This window comes from Erysipelothrix sp. HDW6B (genome assembly GCF_011301115.1).
Classification (GTDB): domain Bacteria; phylum Bacillota_I; class Bacilli_A; order Erysipelotrichales; family Erysipelotrichaceae; genus Erysipelothrix; species Erysipelothrix anatis.
Genome location: NZ_CP049860.1, coordinates 1,246,175 through 1,262,736, shown reverse-complemented (window position 1 = coordinate 1,262,736; position 16,562 = coordinate 1,246,175). Strand labels below are relative to the sequence as shown.

Annotated in this window: 11 protein-coding genes; 9 read left to right on the top strand and 2 right to left on the bottom strand. The window is 37.9% G+C overall.

Annotated elements, in window-relative coordinates; genetic code table 11:
- Nucleotides 1–98: 98 nt before the first annotated feature.
- From G7061_RS06185 to rlmD, 5 genes are all read left to right on the top strand, one after another.
- Nucleotides 99–1,223 (top strand): exonuclease SbcCD subunit D, encoded by a 1,125-nt coding sequence (locus tag G7061_RS06185; protein WP_159640618.1) that lies wholly within the window; start codon nucleotides 99–101, stop codon nucleotides 1,221–1,223.
- Nucleotides 1,220–4,294 carry an AAA family ATPase gene (locus G7061_RS06180; protein WP_166119744.1) on the top strand — a complete coding sequence of 1,025 codons (3,075 nt, stop codon included), beginning with the start codon at nucleotides 1,220–1,222 and terminating at the stop codon, nucleotides 4,292–4,294. The genes G7061_RS06185 and G7061_RS06180 overlap by 4 nt, the downstream gene beginning before the upstream one ends.
- Nucleotides 4,295–4,304: 10 nt before the next feature.
- Complete coding sequence (locus G7061_RS06175; RefSeq protein WP_159640624.1) at nucleotides 4,305–5,276, top strand: nucleoid-associated protein; 972 nt, start codon at nucleotides 4,305–4,307, stop codon at nucleotides 5,274–5,276.
- 90 nt (nucleotides 5,277–5,366) lie between these two features.
- Nucleotides 5,367–6,068, top strand: a complete 702-nt coding sequence (locus G7061_RS06170; protein ID WP_159640627.1) for a GntR family transcriptional regulator — start codon at nucleotides 5,367–5,369, stop codon at nucleotides 6,066–6,068.
- 226 nt (nucleotides 6,069–6,294) lie between these two features.
- Nucleotides 6,295–7,659 carry a 23S rRNA (uracil(1939)-C(5))-methyltransferase RlmD gene (gene rlmD, locus G7061_RS06165; protein ID WP_166119741.1) on the top strand — a complete coding sequence of 455 codons (1,365 nt, stop codon included), beginning with the start codon at nucleotides 6,295–6,297 and terminating at the stop codon, nucleotides 7,657–7,659.
- Nucleotides 7,660–7,761: 102 nt separating this feature from the next.
- Here the strand turns inward: rlmD and G7061_RS06160 are convergent, their stop codons facing one another.
- A complete protein-coding gene (locus G7061_RS06160; protein WP_166119738.1) occupies nucleotides 7,762–8,595 on the bottom strand; it encodes an AraC family transcriptional regulator in 834 nt (277 codons plus the stop codon).
- A 95-nt stretch (nucleotides 8,596–8,690) separates the two neighbouring features.
- Between G7061_RS06160 and G7061_RS06155 the strand changes: the two genes are divergently transcribed.
- Nucleotides 8,691–10,424 (top strand): glycoside hydrolase family 2 protein, encoded by a 1,734-nt coding sequence (locus G7061_RS06155; protein WP_166119735.1) that lies wholly within the window; start codon nucleotides 8,691–8,693, stop codon nucleotides 10,422–10,424.
- A gap of 23 nt (nucleotides 10,425–10,447) precedes the next feature.
- Here G7061_RS06155 and G7061_RS06150 read toward each other — a convergent pair whose 3' ends face one another.
- Nucleotides 10,448–11,686: a competence/damage-inducible protein A gene (locus G7061_RS06150; RefSeq protein WP_166119732.1), complete on the bottom strand. Its 1,239-nt coding sequence runs from the start codon at nucleotides 11,684–11,686 to the stop codon at nucleotides 10,448–10,450.
- Between the two features lie 145 nt (nucleotides 11,687–11,831).
- Here G7061_RS06150 and G7061_RS06145 point away from each other — a divergent pair, with 145 nt between their 5' ends.
- From G7061_RS06145 to G7061_RS06135, 3 genes are all read left to right on the top strand, one after another.
- Complete coding sequence (locus tag G7061_RS06145) at nucleotides 11,832–13,427, top strand: ABC-F family ATP-binding cassette domain-containing protein (RefSeq protein ID WP_166119729.1); 1,596 nt, start codon at nucleotides 11,832–11,834, stop codon at nucleotides 13,425–13,427.
- Nucleotides 13,428–13,571: 144 nt separating this feature from the next.
- Nucleotides 13,572–15,338: a phosphotransferase gene (locus tag G7061_RS06140; protein WP_159646240.1), complete on the top strand. Its 1,767-nt coding sequence runs from the start codon at nucleotides 13,572–13,574 to the stop codon at nucleotides 15,336–15,338.
- Nucleotides 15,335–16,522, top strand: a complete 1,188-nt coding sequence (locus G7061_RS06135) for an ethanolamine utilization protein EutH (protein ID WP_159641214.1) — start codon at nucleotides 15,335–15,337, stop codon at nucleotides 16,520–16,522. Before G7061_RS06140 ends, G7061_RS06135 begins: the two co-directional genes overlap by 4 nt.
- Nucleotides 16,523–16,562: the final 40 nt, after the last annotated feature.

Below are 16,562 nucleotides of genomic sequence, written 5' to 3'. Positions count from 1 at the left end.
AATATGATGAAATAGCAAAACTATACGACACTTCGCTGTTATTCCTTTGAGAACGATTAAAACATTGATACAATAAAGATAACAAACCGAGGTGAACCATGAAATTTTTACATTGTGCTGATTTACATATAGGAAGACGCTTAATGCAAGTTTCTTTAATTGAAGATCAAAAATACATCTTACGTCAAATACTGGATATTGCGAAGCGTCATCATGTTGATGCACTCATTATCGCCGGAGATGTGTATGATAAAAACAGTCCCAGTGAAGAGGCTTTCTCCCTATGGGATTGGTTTCTTGTTGAATTAGCCAATCATCAGTTAGAAACGATTGTGATATCTGGGAATCACGATTCTAATGATCGATTAGGGGTAGGGAAGCGCCTTTTAGAAAGAACGAATATTCACGTTATTACACATCTGACCTCTACGATTAATCCCATAACGATTGCTAATGTCGATTTCTATCCAATTCCGTTTATTAAACCGGTCTATGTTGCGAATGTTTATGAAGACTTTAAAAGTTCAAATTACCAAGAAGCGTATCAATTTGTTCTTGATCGTCTTGAACTCAAAAATGATCGTAAAAACGTCATGATAGGTCATCAATTCTTTGTGAGTGGAAGTAGTGAACCTGAAATAGCTCAATCGGAAACAGGACTAACTCTGGGTGGTCTCGATGCAATTAATACTACAATTCTTGAAGCGTTTGATTATGTGGCATTGGGACATATTCATCGTCCACAACGAATTGGTAGTGATACAATTCGATATTCAGGATCAATTCTTAAGTATGCATTTGAGGAGGCACAGCAACGAAAGTCAGTAACCTTAGTAACTGTCGACGATACTGTTGTTTATGATCAAATACCCCTTAAACCGTTGCGTGATGTTCGCGTAATCAAAGGGCCAATTGATGAGCTCATAAAGATTGGAGAAACTGAAACTTCGCAAGACTATATCCATGCGATTATTACGGATGAAACCGTTGTTCATAATGCAATTACACGACTTCAACGTGTTTATCCAAACACATTAACCTTAGAAGTTCAAAATCAGCTGAGTACACATAATGGTTCATTACAACGAGCTGAAGAAGTGGTGTCAAAAAAACCACTAGAACTTGTTCATGATTTTTTTGAACAACAGACAGGTCGTGATTTGAATGATGCGGAACAGCACTTAGTAGTTTCCATTTTAGATGAGATTGGAGATGTGTCATGAAGCCAAAAAAATTAATAATGAGCGCCTTTGGCCCATATGCAGAACAGACAACAGTAGATTTCTCAAAATTTAAGAATGGTCTATATGTTATATCTGGAGATACTGGTGCTGGTAAAACGACGATATTTGACGCTATTTCCTATGCATTGTATGAAGATGCGAGTGGGTCAATGCGCCAACGTGATACCTTACGAAGTGACTATGCACCAGCAGAGATAGAAACTGCGGTAATTTTGGAGTTTGAACATTTTAACGAAACGTATACGATTCGTCGAACACCACGATATGAACGTCCTAAACTAAGAGGAGACGGAACAACAACTCAAGAGCCGACAGTTCTTTTAACGATGCCAGATGGCACGCATTTCGATAGCATTAGTGATGTTAAAAACAGGATTGAAAGTCTGCTAGGTATGGATGCAGCACAATTTAAACAAATTGTTATGATTGCGCAAGGAGAGTTTTTGTCGTTACTCACTGCAAGCAGTTCTGACCGAAGTAAAATTTTTCGAAAAATTTTTAGTACGCAACTTTATGATACAGTACAAAGAAAACTTAAGGAGCAATCTCTTCTTGTTCGACGAGAGTTGGACAGCATCCAAAAACTAGCACATGACCAAATGATGCGCATCAAAGGTTTTGATGCTTCAGATATGGATAGTTTTGATCTTCGAATGGTGCTAAGTCAATTAAGTCAATATATTGCAGCTACCCAAGCAGAAATCAAAGAACTTGAGCAACGTGCGCAGCGTTTAGAAACGGAAGCGATTGGGTTACAAGACAGCTTAACACGAATTAATACTCAAGAAGCACTAACACAACAAATTGATGAACTGACGAAACGTCATGAAACGCTCCAACAACAACGCACGCAGGTTCTTCAACGAGAAAAGGACCTAGTACAGTACGATACAATGGTTGCGGCAGTCGATCCAATCGTCAAATCGTACCAAGAAACGACGGACACGTCACAAAATTTAAGCAACGAGTACCAAAATCTTCTTAACCAAGAAATGATTATAGATGAGAAGATAAAAACATTAGGGGCACAAAAAATTGAGATGGATGCACACCGCACCATGATTCAAAATCAATCCTATGCAATGAAAGAATCAGAACAATTGATGCCCAAATATGAAGCACTAAAAACCCTTCAGACAAACCTCGATAAACAGCAGCTTGCATTATCTCAGCTTATTTCTTCATATGACCAAACAACTTTGAAGAATGCACAGATACAAAAGCGTTTAGAGGAAGTTGCACTTGCCGAAGCAGAAATTGTAAATCAACAAAATTTGCTAATTAAAGCGCACGATACCCAACAAGCATTGAATACTCAAAAACAACATGTTGAATCAGTGCTTGAAAAGATTCGCCTCAACACGCAACTCAAAACTTCATTCGCTGCCAAACAGCAAGTGGTTCAAGACGTTGAACAAGGATTAAAGATGCAAAATAAAGTAACCATGGATGTTCAAAAGACATTCTTTATGAATCAAGCCGGAATCATCGCTAAAGACCTACAAGATGGTGAACCATGTCCTGTTTGTGGATCGCTAGAGCACCCACACATTGCCGAATTTCATGATGCTTTAGTGACTCAAGAAACGGTTGAAGACGCCCTTAAAGCTCGTCAAAGTAAAGAAACTGTATTCCAAAAACATCTTGCGGAATTGGGGGATTTGAAGACGCGACGTGATGATTCTGAATCAAGCCTTGTCCAAATTCCGGACTATGATACATTCAATGATTCATTGTTAGAAGCTCTTATTGCACAAATCAACGATCAATCTACTACAATTAATACACTAAAAAGTAAAATTTCGACCTATCAAACGAAGATCGCGAATAAACAACAACTTCTTGATGACAAAAAAATACTGGATCATACGCTTGAAACATTAGCGGGGCAAATTCAGTCTGAAAGAACAGAAGAAACGACGCTTAAAACTGAACTTTCAGCAATTAAAAGCAGTCTATCTTTCGATACATTAAATGAAGCGCAAACACATCTAAAAACGCTCAAGGAAGCGAAACAACGTCTTGAATCACTTGTAGACGTCTATGATGCTGCGGTCACAAAAACTCAAAATGATCGACTCGTGCTTCAAACTACCATGAAACACAATGTTGACCAAAAACAACAAACAGATAAAGCGTTAGAAACGCTGAACGTGTCGTTAAGTCAATTACTGAGAGAGTATCATCTTGATAGTTTGGCAACATACAACGACCATCTAATGAGTGAAGCTGCATACAAACAGGAACAAACGCTAATTCAAAACTATAATCAAAATAGTCGGGATGTCGAAACAGAACTGAAGGCATTACGATCGCAAGTTAATCCAATTGCAGACGGGTCAAAACCAGCACTTTTAGAAGCGATTAACGAAAATAAAACTCACCGTGAGACTAACCAACAACAACTAAATAGTTCCATGCGAGAATATCTAGTGCATGATGAAATACATAACAGTCTTCAAAAGTTGTATCAGCAGAGCAAGGCAAGCCTAAACGAATATCAAACGGTGTCCGATTTAGCGCGAGTCATGAATGGTGAACTTCAAGGAAAAGATAAAATCACGCTCGAAAATTACATTCAAAGTGCCTATTTTGAATATATTATTCATGAGGCGAATAAGCGTTTTAAGATTATGACTGCTCAGCGATATGAACTCGTTCGTCAAGAAATAGCAAGCAACAAGCGCGAAAAATCAGGGTTAGACCTTGATGTCATGGATTATTGGACGGGGAAACGTCGTAGCATAAAATCCTTATCCGGTGGCGAATCATTTAAAGCATCGTTATCGATGGCCCTGGGGCTTTCGGATGTAATTCAAAATAGTTCAGGTGTAGTAAGTGTAGAAGCAATGTTTATCGATGAGGGGTTCGGAACACTGGATGATAAGTCTCTTCAATCAGCTGTCGATGCCTTACAAAACTTAGCATCAAATGATCGGCTTGTCGGTATTATTTCACATGTTTCTGAACTTAAAGAGCGTATTCCGCAACAAATTGTTATAATGAAGACTGATAAAGGCAGTAAGCTGCGTCAAATCACAGTAGAATAACGGGGTAACTATGGATATTAATAAAGCAATCATTCATACTTTGGATGATGATCTCAAATCAATAATTTTGTCACAACAACCGCTGAACTTAAACAATCAGCATGCAATTGAAAACTACTTACTTAAACTTGTGAAAGGGATGCAAAACAGCACTTCTACGACACGGGCAACAATTGGTGAGCGCAGTCCATTTAAAGCGCTAATCGGAACTCAATTTCCATTCTTGGAAACTACACAAGATTTAGCCCGCCAATGGTTCGAACAGTATATCCAAAATATGGACTATACGAGCAACAATCTTGTGTTTGTACTTGCTGATTTAGGAGAATCTGTTGGTTTTGGAATGTTTGAACTTCTAAGCAAAGATGGTGTCATCAAAATCACGCAAAATGTTCAGGGAGTTGAAAATGCATTGGTATACAATCATGCAATTATGCCAAGTGGATTCGCAAGTGTTCAAGCAGGATTTTTAATCGATCTAACAACCGGTGATACTCGAGTTAAGGCAGTGCCAGCGAATCGAGATGCCATCGAAACCTTTTTAGATACGACCTTGATAGCCAATTCTAAACAATCATTTCAAGTTGTTGATACCCTGATTCAATCGATTTCTGATCAACGGGACGTTGACCGATTACCTAATACAATCAAGGCGCGACAAATTATTACAGATAACGTCGAGCTGTATGATGAGATTGAACCCGAGCAAATCTTAAAGGAAATTTTTGAGGATATTGACGAACATGAGGCTTCTCTAATCCATAACGCTTTTGAAGCAAACAACGTTACGGACCTCATTAATTTGAAACTCATGAATAAAACGGCAACTATAAAAAAACACCGTATTCGAACAGAATCAGGTATCGAAATTATCCTACCACTTGATATTTTGGATGTTCAAAACATAATCGATATTAAAACCGACATCAATGGACGGGTCTCAATCGAGCTTAAAGATATCGGGAAAATTGTTGAAGAATAACAAAAACATCATAATATTTGCATTCATACTGTATATTAGCTGTTAATAAGCTATAATTGTAGAAACTAAGGGATTGAGGGAGGTATGTCAGTGAACAGAAAAAAATTATTGTATTTAGAAGTTGCACAACAAATTAAGAAAGACATTCTCTCGGGCCGTTATCCTGTTGGCAGTTACATTCCGACAGAGCGTGAATTAGAAGAAATGTTTGCTGTTAGTAAAATCACAGTTCGTAATGCGGTAGAAATACTGAGTAATGAAGGATATCTTGAGAAAAAGAGTGGTAAAGGAACGACTGTTCTAAGTAATCGACTTTTCAATCGGCTCTCAAAAGCAAATTCATTTTCTTCAATTCTTGAAAAACAGCACGAGTTGAAAAAAGAACTTATGGAAATTGATGTTGTGGATGTACAGAATAATGCCACATTATTTGAGGCGTTTGGTGAGTCTGCAACGTGCCTAAAACGTATGTACTATTTGGATGGTGAACCGTACATTACGTTTGAACACTATTTTCCAGTCATGTCGATAAAACATGCCATTAATGAAATTGAATCAAATTCATTATACAAATGGCTTGCTCTTAAAGGCTTTGATGTGGCAAATTTTAGTGACCGTTTTTATGTGGTAGTGGATGTCGATCCGATGATTCGTAAGATTCTAAAACTCGAAGACCAACCTGTGTTATGTCGTGAACGTCACACAGAAAACGCGGAGGGGGAAGTTGTTGAAATATCCTACGGCTACTACAATACCGATGCGAAAGCATACCAGATTGACTATGAAATCTAAAAAATAGCAATGAAGCATCTTTTAAGATGCTTTTCTTTTGAGATATGAAGGATATATGTTTACTTATATAGTCCAAAATCATATACTAAACATGTTCGAAATTTTTAATAACTAAACTTCATGCGAAATCTTTCAGCACCAATGTAAACTCCACATTGCTGCAACCATGATTTTATTAAGAAATTTAAACCACAATCGATAACATAATCGAAGAAAGAAGGAAACCATGAATACAGATTCATTAAAGAAAAATGATATTCTTGAATTAACATTTATTGATATGTCTTACGAAGGAAAAGGCGTTGCTAAAGTCGACGGTTATCCTATTTTTGTCGAGGGAGGAATTACGGGCGAAACTGCACTGGTAAAGCTTGATCGCGTTGAGAAGAAATATGCCTTTGGTCGTATTACCGAACTTCTCATTCCATCACAAGATCGCGCCTACGTAAAATCGAAAGATCTTGCTCTAAACAGTACTATTCCACTCCAACATGTCAGTTATTCCCGACAATTAGAACTCAAAACAAAAATTGTAGAGGATGCTTTCAAGAAAGATCCTATGTTTAAAAATGTATTGGTAAATCATATTATTGGAGCCGAAAACGAATGGCATTACCGTAATAAAACGCAAGTTCCGGTTCGAAAAGTTGATGATGCTATGGAAATTGGCGTCTTTAAACATAACTCACACCAACTCATCCCAGTTAACAACTTCAAAATTAATGCACTTGGAATTGACGAAATTGTTGTTGGAATTCGCGATATTCTCGTTGAATTTAATGAAAAACCATATGATGCTCGCACAAATACAGGAAACATTCGTCACATCATTGTTCGCCATGGTCAAAATACTGGAGAAGTGATGGTTGTTTTAGTAACACGTTCGAAGAGTTTATTCCCGCAATCTAAAATTGTTCCGGCAATTGCAGCCCTATCGGATAATATTGTAAGTATCGTTCACAATGTGAACCCACATAAAACGGCAGCTATAATGGGTCCAGAATCAAAAGTTGTATATGGCAAGGATACATTCAAAGAAGTTATTCTCGAAAATACTTATGAAGTCACAGCGGAATCATTTCTACAAGTGAACACTCCGCAAGCGGAAGTACTCTATCAAACACTCTTAGATACACTTCAACTTGATGGAACAGAAGTCGTACTTGATGCTTATTCTGGAATTGGAACAATATCCCTGAGCCTTGCACAAAGAGCTAAGGAAGTCATTGGAATTGAAATTGTTGAAGAAGCTGTTATTGTAGCCGTTAAAAATGCAGAGATTAATGACGTCTCGAATATCTCGTTCATTGCAGGAGATGTCATTGAGGGAATTAAAGAACTATCGTTAAAACCAGACGTAGTTGTTGTCGATCCACCTCGAAAAGGTCTTGAATCATCATTTATTGATGACGTTATTGCCTTAAGTCCAGAGAAAATTGCGTATGTAAGTTGTAATCCTGCAACGCTCGTTCGTGATTTAAAACCATTCGTATCTGCTGGCTATAGCATTGATAGTGTTCAACCTGTTGATATGTTCCCACAAACAACACATATCGAATCTATCGTATTATTAGTTAAAAGCAGTATATAGTTTTTAAAGCAATCAAAAATACTATATCGAAAAAGGAGCAAGTCAAAACTTGGCTCCTTTTTTATGTGGGATTGAGTTAAATGCATGGTATTTCGTAAGGCGTTAATCGGATTTACGTCGGTTTGTATTCCGCCACTGAGTCGGTGTATATCCACTTTTACGTTTGAAAATATTGGAGAAATACTGCGGGTCGGAAAATGCCAACCGATCAGAAATTTGTTGTACAGTTAAAAAAGACTCCGAGAGTAGTAATCGTGCCATTTCAAGTTTCTTATCAAGAAGGTAATTGTAGGGTGTTTGATGAAGTTGCTGTTTAAAAATCCGGGTTAATTGTGAGGACGACATGTTCACGTGAGCGGCTACTTCGCTAATCGATATAGTTGTAAACACTGAGTCATCGAATCGTTGTTTTGCCTTATAAACAGGTTCACTGAGATGTAATACGTCGTTTTGGATGGAATGATCGTGAATAAGTAGCATTAATTTATGAAATTGAAGCGATGTTTGCTGTGAACGTTGTTGCGGTGTCAATGTGTAAGTTTCACATATAACCAGAAATTCAGAGAGACAATCAAATACATCCAAATTACGAAATACATAATTATTGTGAATGTGATACGTTTGAAGCAGGTGATCGCATAAACTGCCTGATACATTAATCCATAGTTTATGGAGTGGCTTTTTGGGGTTTGACCAATATTCATGATCATGGTGCTTAGGCAAGATAAAAACATCTCCTTGTTGCACACTGTATTCGATGCCGTCAATTCTCAGCGTTCCGGATCCAGATACAACATACTCGAAACTGTATATATGCGAATGTTGACGTTGGACATGATACGTGCTGAATGGGTATGTGATTCCCGCAATTTCAATACGAAAAAGGGACGGCGTTTGAAAATGACTGGGTAAAAAACTGAGTATATGTTCTTTCATGCGTGTATTCCTCACTTAATTGATTGAATTATCCACCATTTCTGAAATTGGTGATTGTATAATTCAATTATAGATAAAAGAGAGGGAGAACTCAAATGAATAGTATACCCAGACATGAACATCCAAATCCGCAATTTGAACGCCAAACTTGGCAAAATTTAAATGGGTTATGGAAATTTGATTTTGATTTTGGAAAAAGCGGTTTAGATCGTCAATGGCAAAAAGAGCACACCTTTACGCGGCAAATAACTGTTCCGTATCCTCCAGAAAGCAAGCTTAGCGGTATTGAATATACTGATTTTATGCCGGCAGTATGGTATCAAAGAAATTTTGAGGTTGGGGCAGATCAGCTTCAATCCGAGATCATACTTCACTTCGGTGCGGTCGATTATAAAACAGAAATATTTGTGAACGGTCAGTCAATAGGAGCTCATGAAGGCGGTTATGATTCATTTTCATTTGAAATTCGAGAGCATGTCCATGTAGGTATCAATACTTTGACTGTTTACGTAGAGGATGATGTACGTTCGGGAAGACAGCCAAAAGGAAAACAAAGTTCTTTTTACTACTCACGAGGTTGTGATTATACCCGTACAACGGGTATATGGCAGACTGTGTGGTTAGAGTTTGTGCCTTTTACACGACTTGAAAGCATTCGATACTATCCAAATATCCATAATAGTACAATTGCGATTGAAGCTTTTGCTACGGGAAAAGGGCAATTATCAGTTGAAATTACCTATGATGGAAGGTGTGTCGGACAACATCAAACGACCCTCAATAAGCATGGATTTGTTCAAATAAAACTGGATGAGCTACATCTGTGGGAAATCGGTGAAGGTGCATTGTACGATGTCACATTCTCTTTTGAAGATGATACGGTTCATAGTTATTTTGGGATGCGTGAAATTGAACTTGATGGGTATGAATTTAAGCTCAATGGTAAAACAATATTCCAACGATTTGTGCTGTTACAAGGATTTTATGAAGATGGTGTTTATACCGCGAAGGATGATGAAAGCCTAAAACATGACATTACTTTAAGTCAATCTATGGGTTTTAATGGCGCACGGTTACATGAAAAAGCATTTGAACCGAGATTCTACTACCATTGTGATCGCGCTGGATTCATGGTCTGGGCCGAAATGGCAAACTGGGGCATTGATCTTTCGAATTACCAATCGATCACGGATTTTCTACCCGAATGGCAACAACTCGTTAAACGAGATTTTAATCACCCATCGATTATCACCTGGAGTCCATTCAATGAGACATGGAATGTTGAGGGAAGACCTCAACGTGACGAAATTATAGAATTAATTTACCGAACGACTAAAGACATGGACCCAACACGACCATGTGTTGATACGAGTGGTAATTATCATGTTGTTACTGATTTTTATGATGTTCATGATTATACTCAAGATGTCGATCAATTACGGTATCATTTCCAAGGAATTCATCACCCAAATGGTGCATTCTGGGATGAACATGATGCCCGACAAACCTATAAATCAGGACAGGCATTTTGTATTAGCGAATATGGCGGTATTAAATGGGATCCAAGTGGTGAAAGTTCATGGGGTTATGGTACAGAACCACAATCTGAAACTGAATTTTTAGAGCGCTATGAAGGACTTACAAACGTTTTACTTCAGCACCCACAATTGTTTGGCTATTGTTACACACAATTGTATGATATTGAGCAAGAAAAGAATGGGCTGTGTTACTACAATCGTAAACCCAAATTTGATGCCGAACGCATTAAAGCCATCAATCTACAACCAGCGGCCATAGAATTGCTATCAGCGTCGGATGGGAAAGAATAAAAAAAAGCCCGTTGAGGCTTTTTTTATTTCAAATGCTTGTGAATTAAGGCAAGCGCCGCCTGAGATGCTGCATATCGAACACTTTCACGATCAAGATGGCGATGGCCAAACATGTATTTTTCAGTAACACATCCTGCTGTCGTTGCAAGGGCGATATACACTGTTCCTACAGGTTTTTCAACAGTTCCACCAGTCGGGCCTGCGATTCCTGTTATTCCGATACCATAATGAGCGTTAGCAAGTTTTTTAACGCCAAGTGCCATTGCTTCAGCTACTTCTTTTGAAACAGCACCTACTGAATCAAAAAGAGACGAATCGACACCGAGGACTTGAGTCTTCATGGTATTTGAATATGTGACTGCACCATAATTGAAAATGGCAGAACTTCCATTAACATCCGTAATACGTTTCGCAAGTAAGCCACCGGTGCAACTTTCAGCCGTTGCGATAGTTTGATTGCGTTTCGTCAGTTCGAGAACTAACTCTTCTTCTAAAGAGCCGATATTCACTCCCATAATATTGTCTGGGAAGGTTTCGAGAATGACGTTGACTGCGTTTTGATTTAAAGCATGTCCTTCTTCTTGTGAACGTGCGCGAGCACTAACGCGTAACATGACCCCATTTTCATGCAAATAGGGGGCAATCGTAGGATTGGTGCTTTCAATCATAAGACTGGAGAGTGCTTCCTCGATGTGTGACTCTCCAATACCCTGGATGTAGACACGATCAGAAACAATCATAAAGTCACGTTTTTCTGCGAGAAACGGAATAATAGCATTCAAAAACATCGGTTTCAGTTCCCGAGGTGGTCCGGGCAATAAAATGACTGTTTTGTCATTTTGCTCAATGAGCACACCGGGTGCGGTTCCGTAATTATTATCCAATGCTCGCGAACCGTCTGGAATCATGGCTTGCTTAAGGTTGTTGTGAGGCATAGCGCGATGTGATTTCTTGAAATAAGACTCAATCCGTTCTTTGGATGCCAAATCCATGACCATTTCTAAGTTTAATGCTTGAGCAACGATTTCTTTCGTTAAGTCATCATATGTTGGGCCCAGACCGCCAGTGATGATAATCATATCACTACGGCTTAGTGATTGTTTGATTTGTGCTTCTAAGCGGGCGGGATTATCGCCAATTACTGTTTGAAAGTAATTGTTGATTCCGTAATCTTGTAAGTGTTTAGCGATGAATGTTGCATTTGTGTTTACAACATCTCCCATCAATAATTCAGTACCAACATTAATAATTTCTGCGTTCATAAGTTCACCTCAATATGGTTCTATTTTAGATGTAATTGAATATCAGTTCAAGAGCATCACTCAAGAAGTATTGATCTCGAGACAATGAATACGTACCAATTCTGTTTTTATGATATAATTGATTGGATTCAAAAGGAGAATGCGTGTGATTAGTACAAATAATTTATCATTAATGTTTGATGGGAAGGCTTTATTTGAAGATGTATCCATCAATTTTATAGAGGGTAACTGTTATGGGGTTATCGGTGCAAACGGTGCGGGTAAATCAACTTTTTTAAAGTTGTTATCAAAAGAACTTGATGCAACGGGTGGTCATGTATCAGTCCAACCAGGGAAACGTCTTTCATTTTTAAAGCAAGATCATTTTGCATATGATGAATTTACTGTCTTAGAAACAGTTATCATGGGAAACCAAGACTTATATGCCATCATGAAAGAAAAAGATGCAATTTATACTAAAGAAGATTTCACAGAAGCCGATGGAATTCGTGCGGGTGAGTTGGAAGAAAAGTTTGCAGATATGGATGGTTGGAATGCTGAAACCGAAGTATTCATGCTTTTAAATGGTCTTGGAATTGACAGTCAATATCATGAAGCTAAAATGGCTGATGTTCCTGCAGCTGATAAGGTTAAAGTCTTATTGGCACAAGCGGTATTTGGTAATCCAGATATTTTATTACTGGATGAGCCGACTAACCACCTTGACATTGAAGCAATTCAATGGTTAGAAGAGTTTATTATGAACTTAGATAATACAACTGTTATCATGGTTTCTCACGATCGTCACTTCTTAAATAAAACATGTACCCATATTGCAGATATTGACTATGGCAAAATTCAACTCTTTGTAGGAAACTACGATTTCTGGTATGAATCCAGTCAGTTGATGCTTCGTCAAATGAAAGATGCAAACAAGAAAAAAGAAGAAAAAATCAAAGAACTTCAAGACTTTATTGCACGTTTTAGTGCGAATGCCTCGAAGTCCAAACAAGCAACATCACGAAAACAAGCGTTAGCAAAAATTAATATCGAAGAAATGCAACCTTCAAAACGACGTTACCCATTTATCGAATTTAAACCAAAACGTAGTTTAGGTACTTCAATTCTACAAGTTGAAGACCTTACGAAAACAGGGGATGGGATTACCTACTTCAAGAATCTTAATCTTACTGTCGGAAATGGCGAAAAAGTAGCCCTTGTTGGCGAAAATGAGCTTGCTAAGTCAATGTTCTTCGATGTCATTTCAGAAACGACACCAGCTGATTCGGGTTCGATTAACTGGGGATCTAGCGTTGAATATGCATACTTTAATAAAAATTTCGAAGAGAACTTTGAAGTTGATGAGCGCATCGTCGACTGGTTAATGGAATTCTCAGATGAAAAAGATGAAACATTTGTTCGTGGATTCTTGGGACGTATGTTATTCGGTGGCGATGATGCATTGAAGAAGGTCAATGTCCTTTCAGGTGGAGAGAAAGTCCGTTGTATGATGTCAAAAATGATGATTTTAGGTGCCAATGTGCTCTTACTTGATGAGCCAACGAACCACTTAGACATGGAATCAATTACTGCATTGAACAATGCGCTCATTAAATTCCCAGGTACAATTATTCTGGCATCCCATGACCATCAAATTATCGAAACAACAGCAACACGAGTCTTTGATTTTAAAACAGATGGATCTGTGTTTGATTACCTTGGTACTTACGAAGAATATCTCGAGTTTAATAAAAATAAGTAATTCATGATAAACGGTCAAAAATGACCGTTTTTTTTTATACTGGAAAAATGTGATTTCTGATATTTACAACAATAATATCGTTAAATATATTGCTTTCGTTCATTTTATGGTAGAATTAAGGAAATTATGAACAAGGAGAAATATATGATAACAAAAAATGAATTTGATATCCTAAAACTATTTCATCTCAATCAGTTTACAACACAACGCGACGCAAGTGCGCTTAACCAACTATCTTTGGGTAGTGTTAACAGTGTTCTAAACACTTTAGTCGAAAACGAGTATATCAAAGACAACCAAATTACTGAAAAGGGAACAGCTATTATGCAGCAGTACAAAGTCGATAATGCGATTATTATGGCTGCAGGAATGGGGTCCCGGATTGCACCACTCGGTTATGAAAACCCAAAAGGACTCTTGAAAGTCCGCGGTGAAATCCTTATTGAACGCCAAATTAAACAATTACAAGCATCCGGAATCAAAGACATCACACTTGTTCTTGGTTACATGAAAGAGAAGTTCTTTTATTTAGAAGACAAGTTTAACGTAAAAATCGCCATCAATGAAGACTACTACCGCTACAACAATATTTCAACTATTTTGAAAGTAGCATCGCAATTTAAGAATACCTATCTTTGTGTTTCAGACATCTATTATGATGAAAATCCATTTGATCCATATATGTATGGGCCAAGTTATGCAGTAGTTCATGAACATGCAAATGTTTCGGGGGAATTCTATGCATTAATGAACTCACGAAAATTGATTAAAGATATCGAAATTGGCGTTGGTGAACCGTTGATGACAGGACACGCTTACTTTGATAAAGAGTTTTCGGATACATTTATTAATATCTTAAAAGAAGAATTCAAAGATGAAACGACACGTTATCGTCTGTGGGAATATGTCCTCATGAAGCATATCGGAACATTAAAAATGTATGGTAAGGAATATCCAGCGAATTCAATTCATGAATTTGATAGTTTTGAAGACCTTCAAAACTTCGATACTTTGTATATTACGAATACCGACTCACAAATTTTAGAAAACATTACGACATCGCTAAATTGTGAGCTTAAAGATATCAAGAATATTGAGGCAGTCAAAAAAGGACTCACAAACTTGTCATTCAAATTTGAAGTCTTCGATAAAGTCTATATGTACCGTCATCCTGGTGTCGGAACGGATAGCTACATTAACCGCAGAGCCGAAGCCTATGCGCAAGAAGTGGCGAAAGAATATGGACTTGATGATTCCTTTATCTGTATGAATCCAGATAAAGGTTGGAAAATTGCGAACTATATTACCGATACGCATACCATGGACTATCACAATGACTATGAAGTAAATGCGTCTCTTGAAATGATTCGTAAACTTCATGATCTCCAACTGGAAGGTAAATATGAGTTCAATGTTTGGAAAAAAACAAATGATTTTATTGCGATGATCGCTGAAAAAGGTCGTCATGATTTTGACGATTTCGATGAATTATATAATAAATTAGAACGTGTTTTCCAGTTTACAGAATCGGATAACTATCCGAAAATACTATGCCATTGTGATTTCTATGATCCAAATATTCTCTTCCAAGGTACACGTCCATATCTCATTGATTGGGAGTATGCTGGCGTTGACGATCCAGGTGTTGATTTAGGAACGTTTATTGCATGTTCAGATTACACCTTTGAAGAAGCTATGGATATTTTAGACCGCTACGAAGGCAAACCGATGAGCTTTGAACGCCGTCGCCACTTTATTGGCTACGTTGCACTCGCATCATATTACTGGTTTATCTGGGCTATTCTTCAAGAATCAAATGGCGCTACGGTCGGCGAATACCTTTACATTTGGTATCGTTCAAGTATTAAATATGCAAACGAAGCTTTAGCACAGTATGGAGAAACGCTATGAAAATAATTAGTGACGTTGTTGTCTACATCATCATGTTCTTTGCAGTATGGGGATGTTTGGCATCAATATTTAAACCGGAAAGTGAAATGGGAAACCAATTCCTTGAAGGAATTAACGCAATCGGAAGTATTTTCTTACCAGTTGCCGGTATTATGGCATCCTTGCCAATCTTAATCAGTTTGATTACAAACTTTATCAGCCCAGTTTTTGCCTTCTTTGGGGCAGATCCAGCAATCGCAGCAACTACATTTCTCGCTGTCGATATGGGAGGATATCAACTTGCGGAATCATTAGCAGTAACGAAAGAATCATGGATTATGGCAACAACGGTAGGGTATATGGCTGGTGCTACCATCGTCTTTAGTATTCCTGTGGCTTTGAAAACGGTTAAGGAAAAATACCACCGTCAAATGTCATTGGGAATTATGATTGGATTTATTACGATACCAGTTGGGGTTCTTGTAAGTAATATTATTATTGCGTTGATGAGTCCAAGTGTGCGTGCCTTGTCGAGCACAAGCGCTGCAGCTCAAACAGTTATCTTGAACATGACCTTCCAAACAATCTTTCTTAACTTGATTCCATTACTCATCATCTGTTTTTTAATGGCGTTTGGCTTATGGAAAAAACCAGATATGATGATTGCTGGATTCAAAGGCTTCGGCCGTTTCATGGATGCATTTACCAAAATTGTCTTTACTTTAGTCGTAGTTGAGTATTTTACAGGTATCTTCAGTACACTCTTTGGTGTTTGGCCATTTGAACCCATCATTGCAGATGAAGCAGATATTAACCGTGCACTTGAAGTTGCTGGTTATATTGGTATTATGCTCTGTGGTGCATTTCCAATGGTGTATTTCATGCAGACGCGACTCGAGAAACCGCTGGAACGTTTGGGTAACAAAGTTGGACTTTCATCGAAAGTGGTGACAGGTATTCTCGCTGCTGCAGCGAATGTAATCGCACTCTTCTCGATGATTGACGATTCATTCGAAGATCATGAAATCATCGCAGTTATAGCTTTCTCAGTCTGTGGTGCGTTTGTAATCGGGGACCATCTTGCGTTCACCGCTAACTTCCAACCAAACTTAATTGTACCGGTCATGATTGGTAAACTCACTGCAGGAATTGTTGCAGTCACAATCGCTTTAAAGGTCTTTAAACCTAAGAAATCTCTAAACTAGTAAAAAAAGGACTTTGAGTTTCGATTCGAAGTCCTTTTTT

Excerpts from the sequence above, each read along its gene's own strand:
- G7061_RS06185 (WP_159640618.1), top strand. The coding sequence starts at position 99 with ATGAAATTTTTACATTGTGCTGATTTACATATAGGAAGACGCTTAATG.
- G7061_RS06180 (WP_166119744.1), top strand. The coding sequence starts at position 1,220 with ATGAAGCCAAAAAAATTAATAATGAGCGCCTTTGGCCCATATGCAGAA.
- G7061_RS06175 (WP_159640624.1), top strand. The coding sequence starts at position 4,305 with ATGGATATTAATAAAGCAATCATTCATACTTTGGATGATGATCTCAAA.
- rlmD (WP_166119741.1), top strand. The coding sequence starts at position 6,295 with ATGAATACAGATTCATTAAAGAAAAATGATATTCTTGAATTAACATTT.
- G7061_RS06160 (WP_166119738.1), bottom strand. The coding sequence starts at position 8,595 with ATGAAAGAACATATACTCAGTTTTTTACCCAGTCATTTTCAAACGCCG.
- G7061_RS06155 (WP_166119735.1), top strand. The coding sequence starts at position 8,691 with ATGAATAGTATACCCAGACATGAACATCCAAATCCGCAATTTGAACGC.
- G7061_RS06150 (WP_166119732.1), bottom strand. The coding sequence starts at position 11,686 with ATGAACGCAGAAATTATTAATGTTGGTACTGAATTATTGATGGGAGAT.
- G7061_RS06140 (WP_159646240.1), top strand. The coding sequence starts at position 13,572 with ATGATAACAAAAAATGAATTTGATATCCTAAAACTATTTCATCTCAAT.
- G7061_RS06135 (WP_159641214.1), top strand. The coding sequence starts at position 15,335 with ATGAAAATAATTAGTGACGTTGTTGTCTACATCATCATGTTCTTTGCA.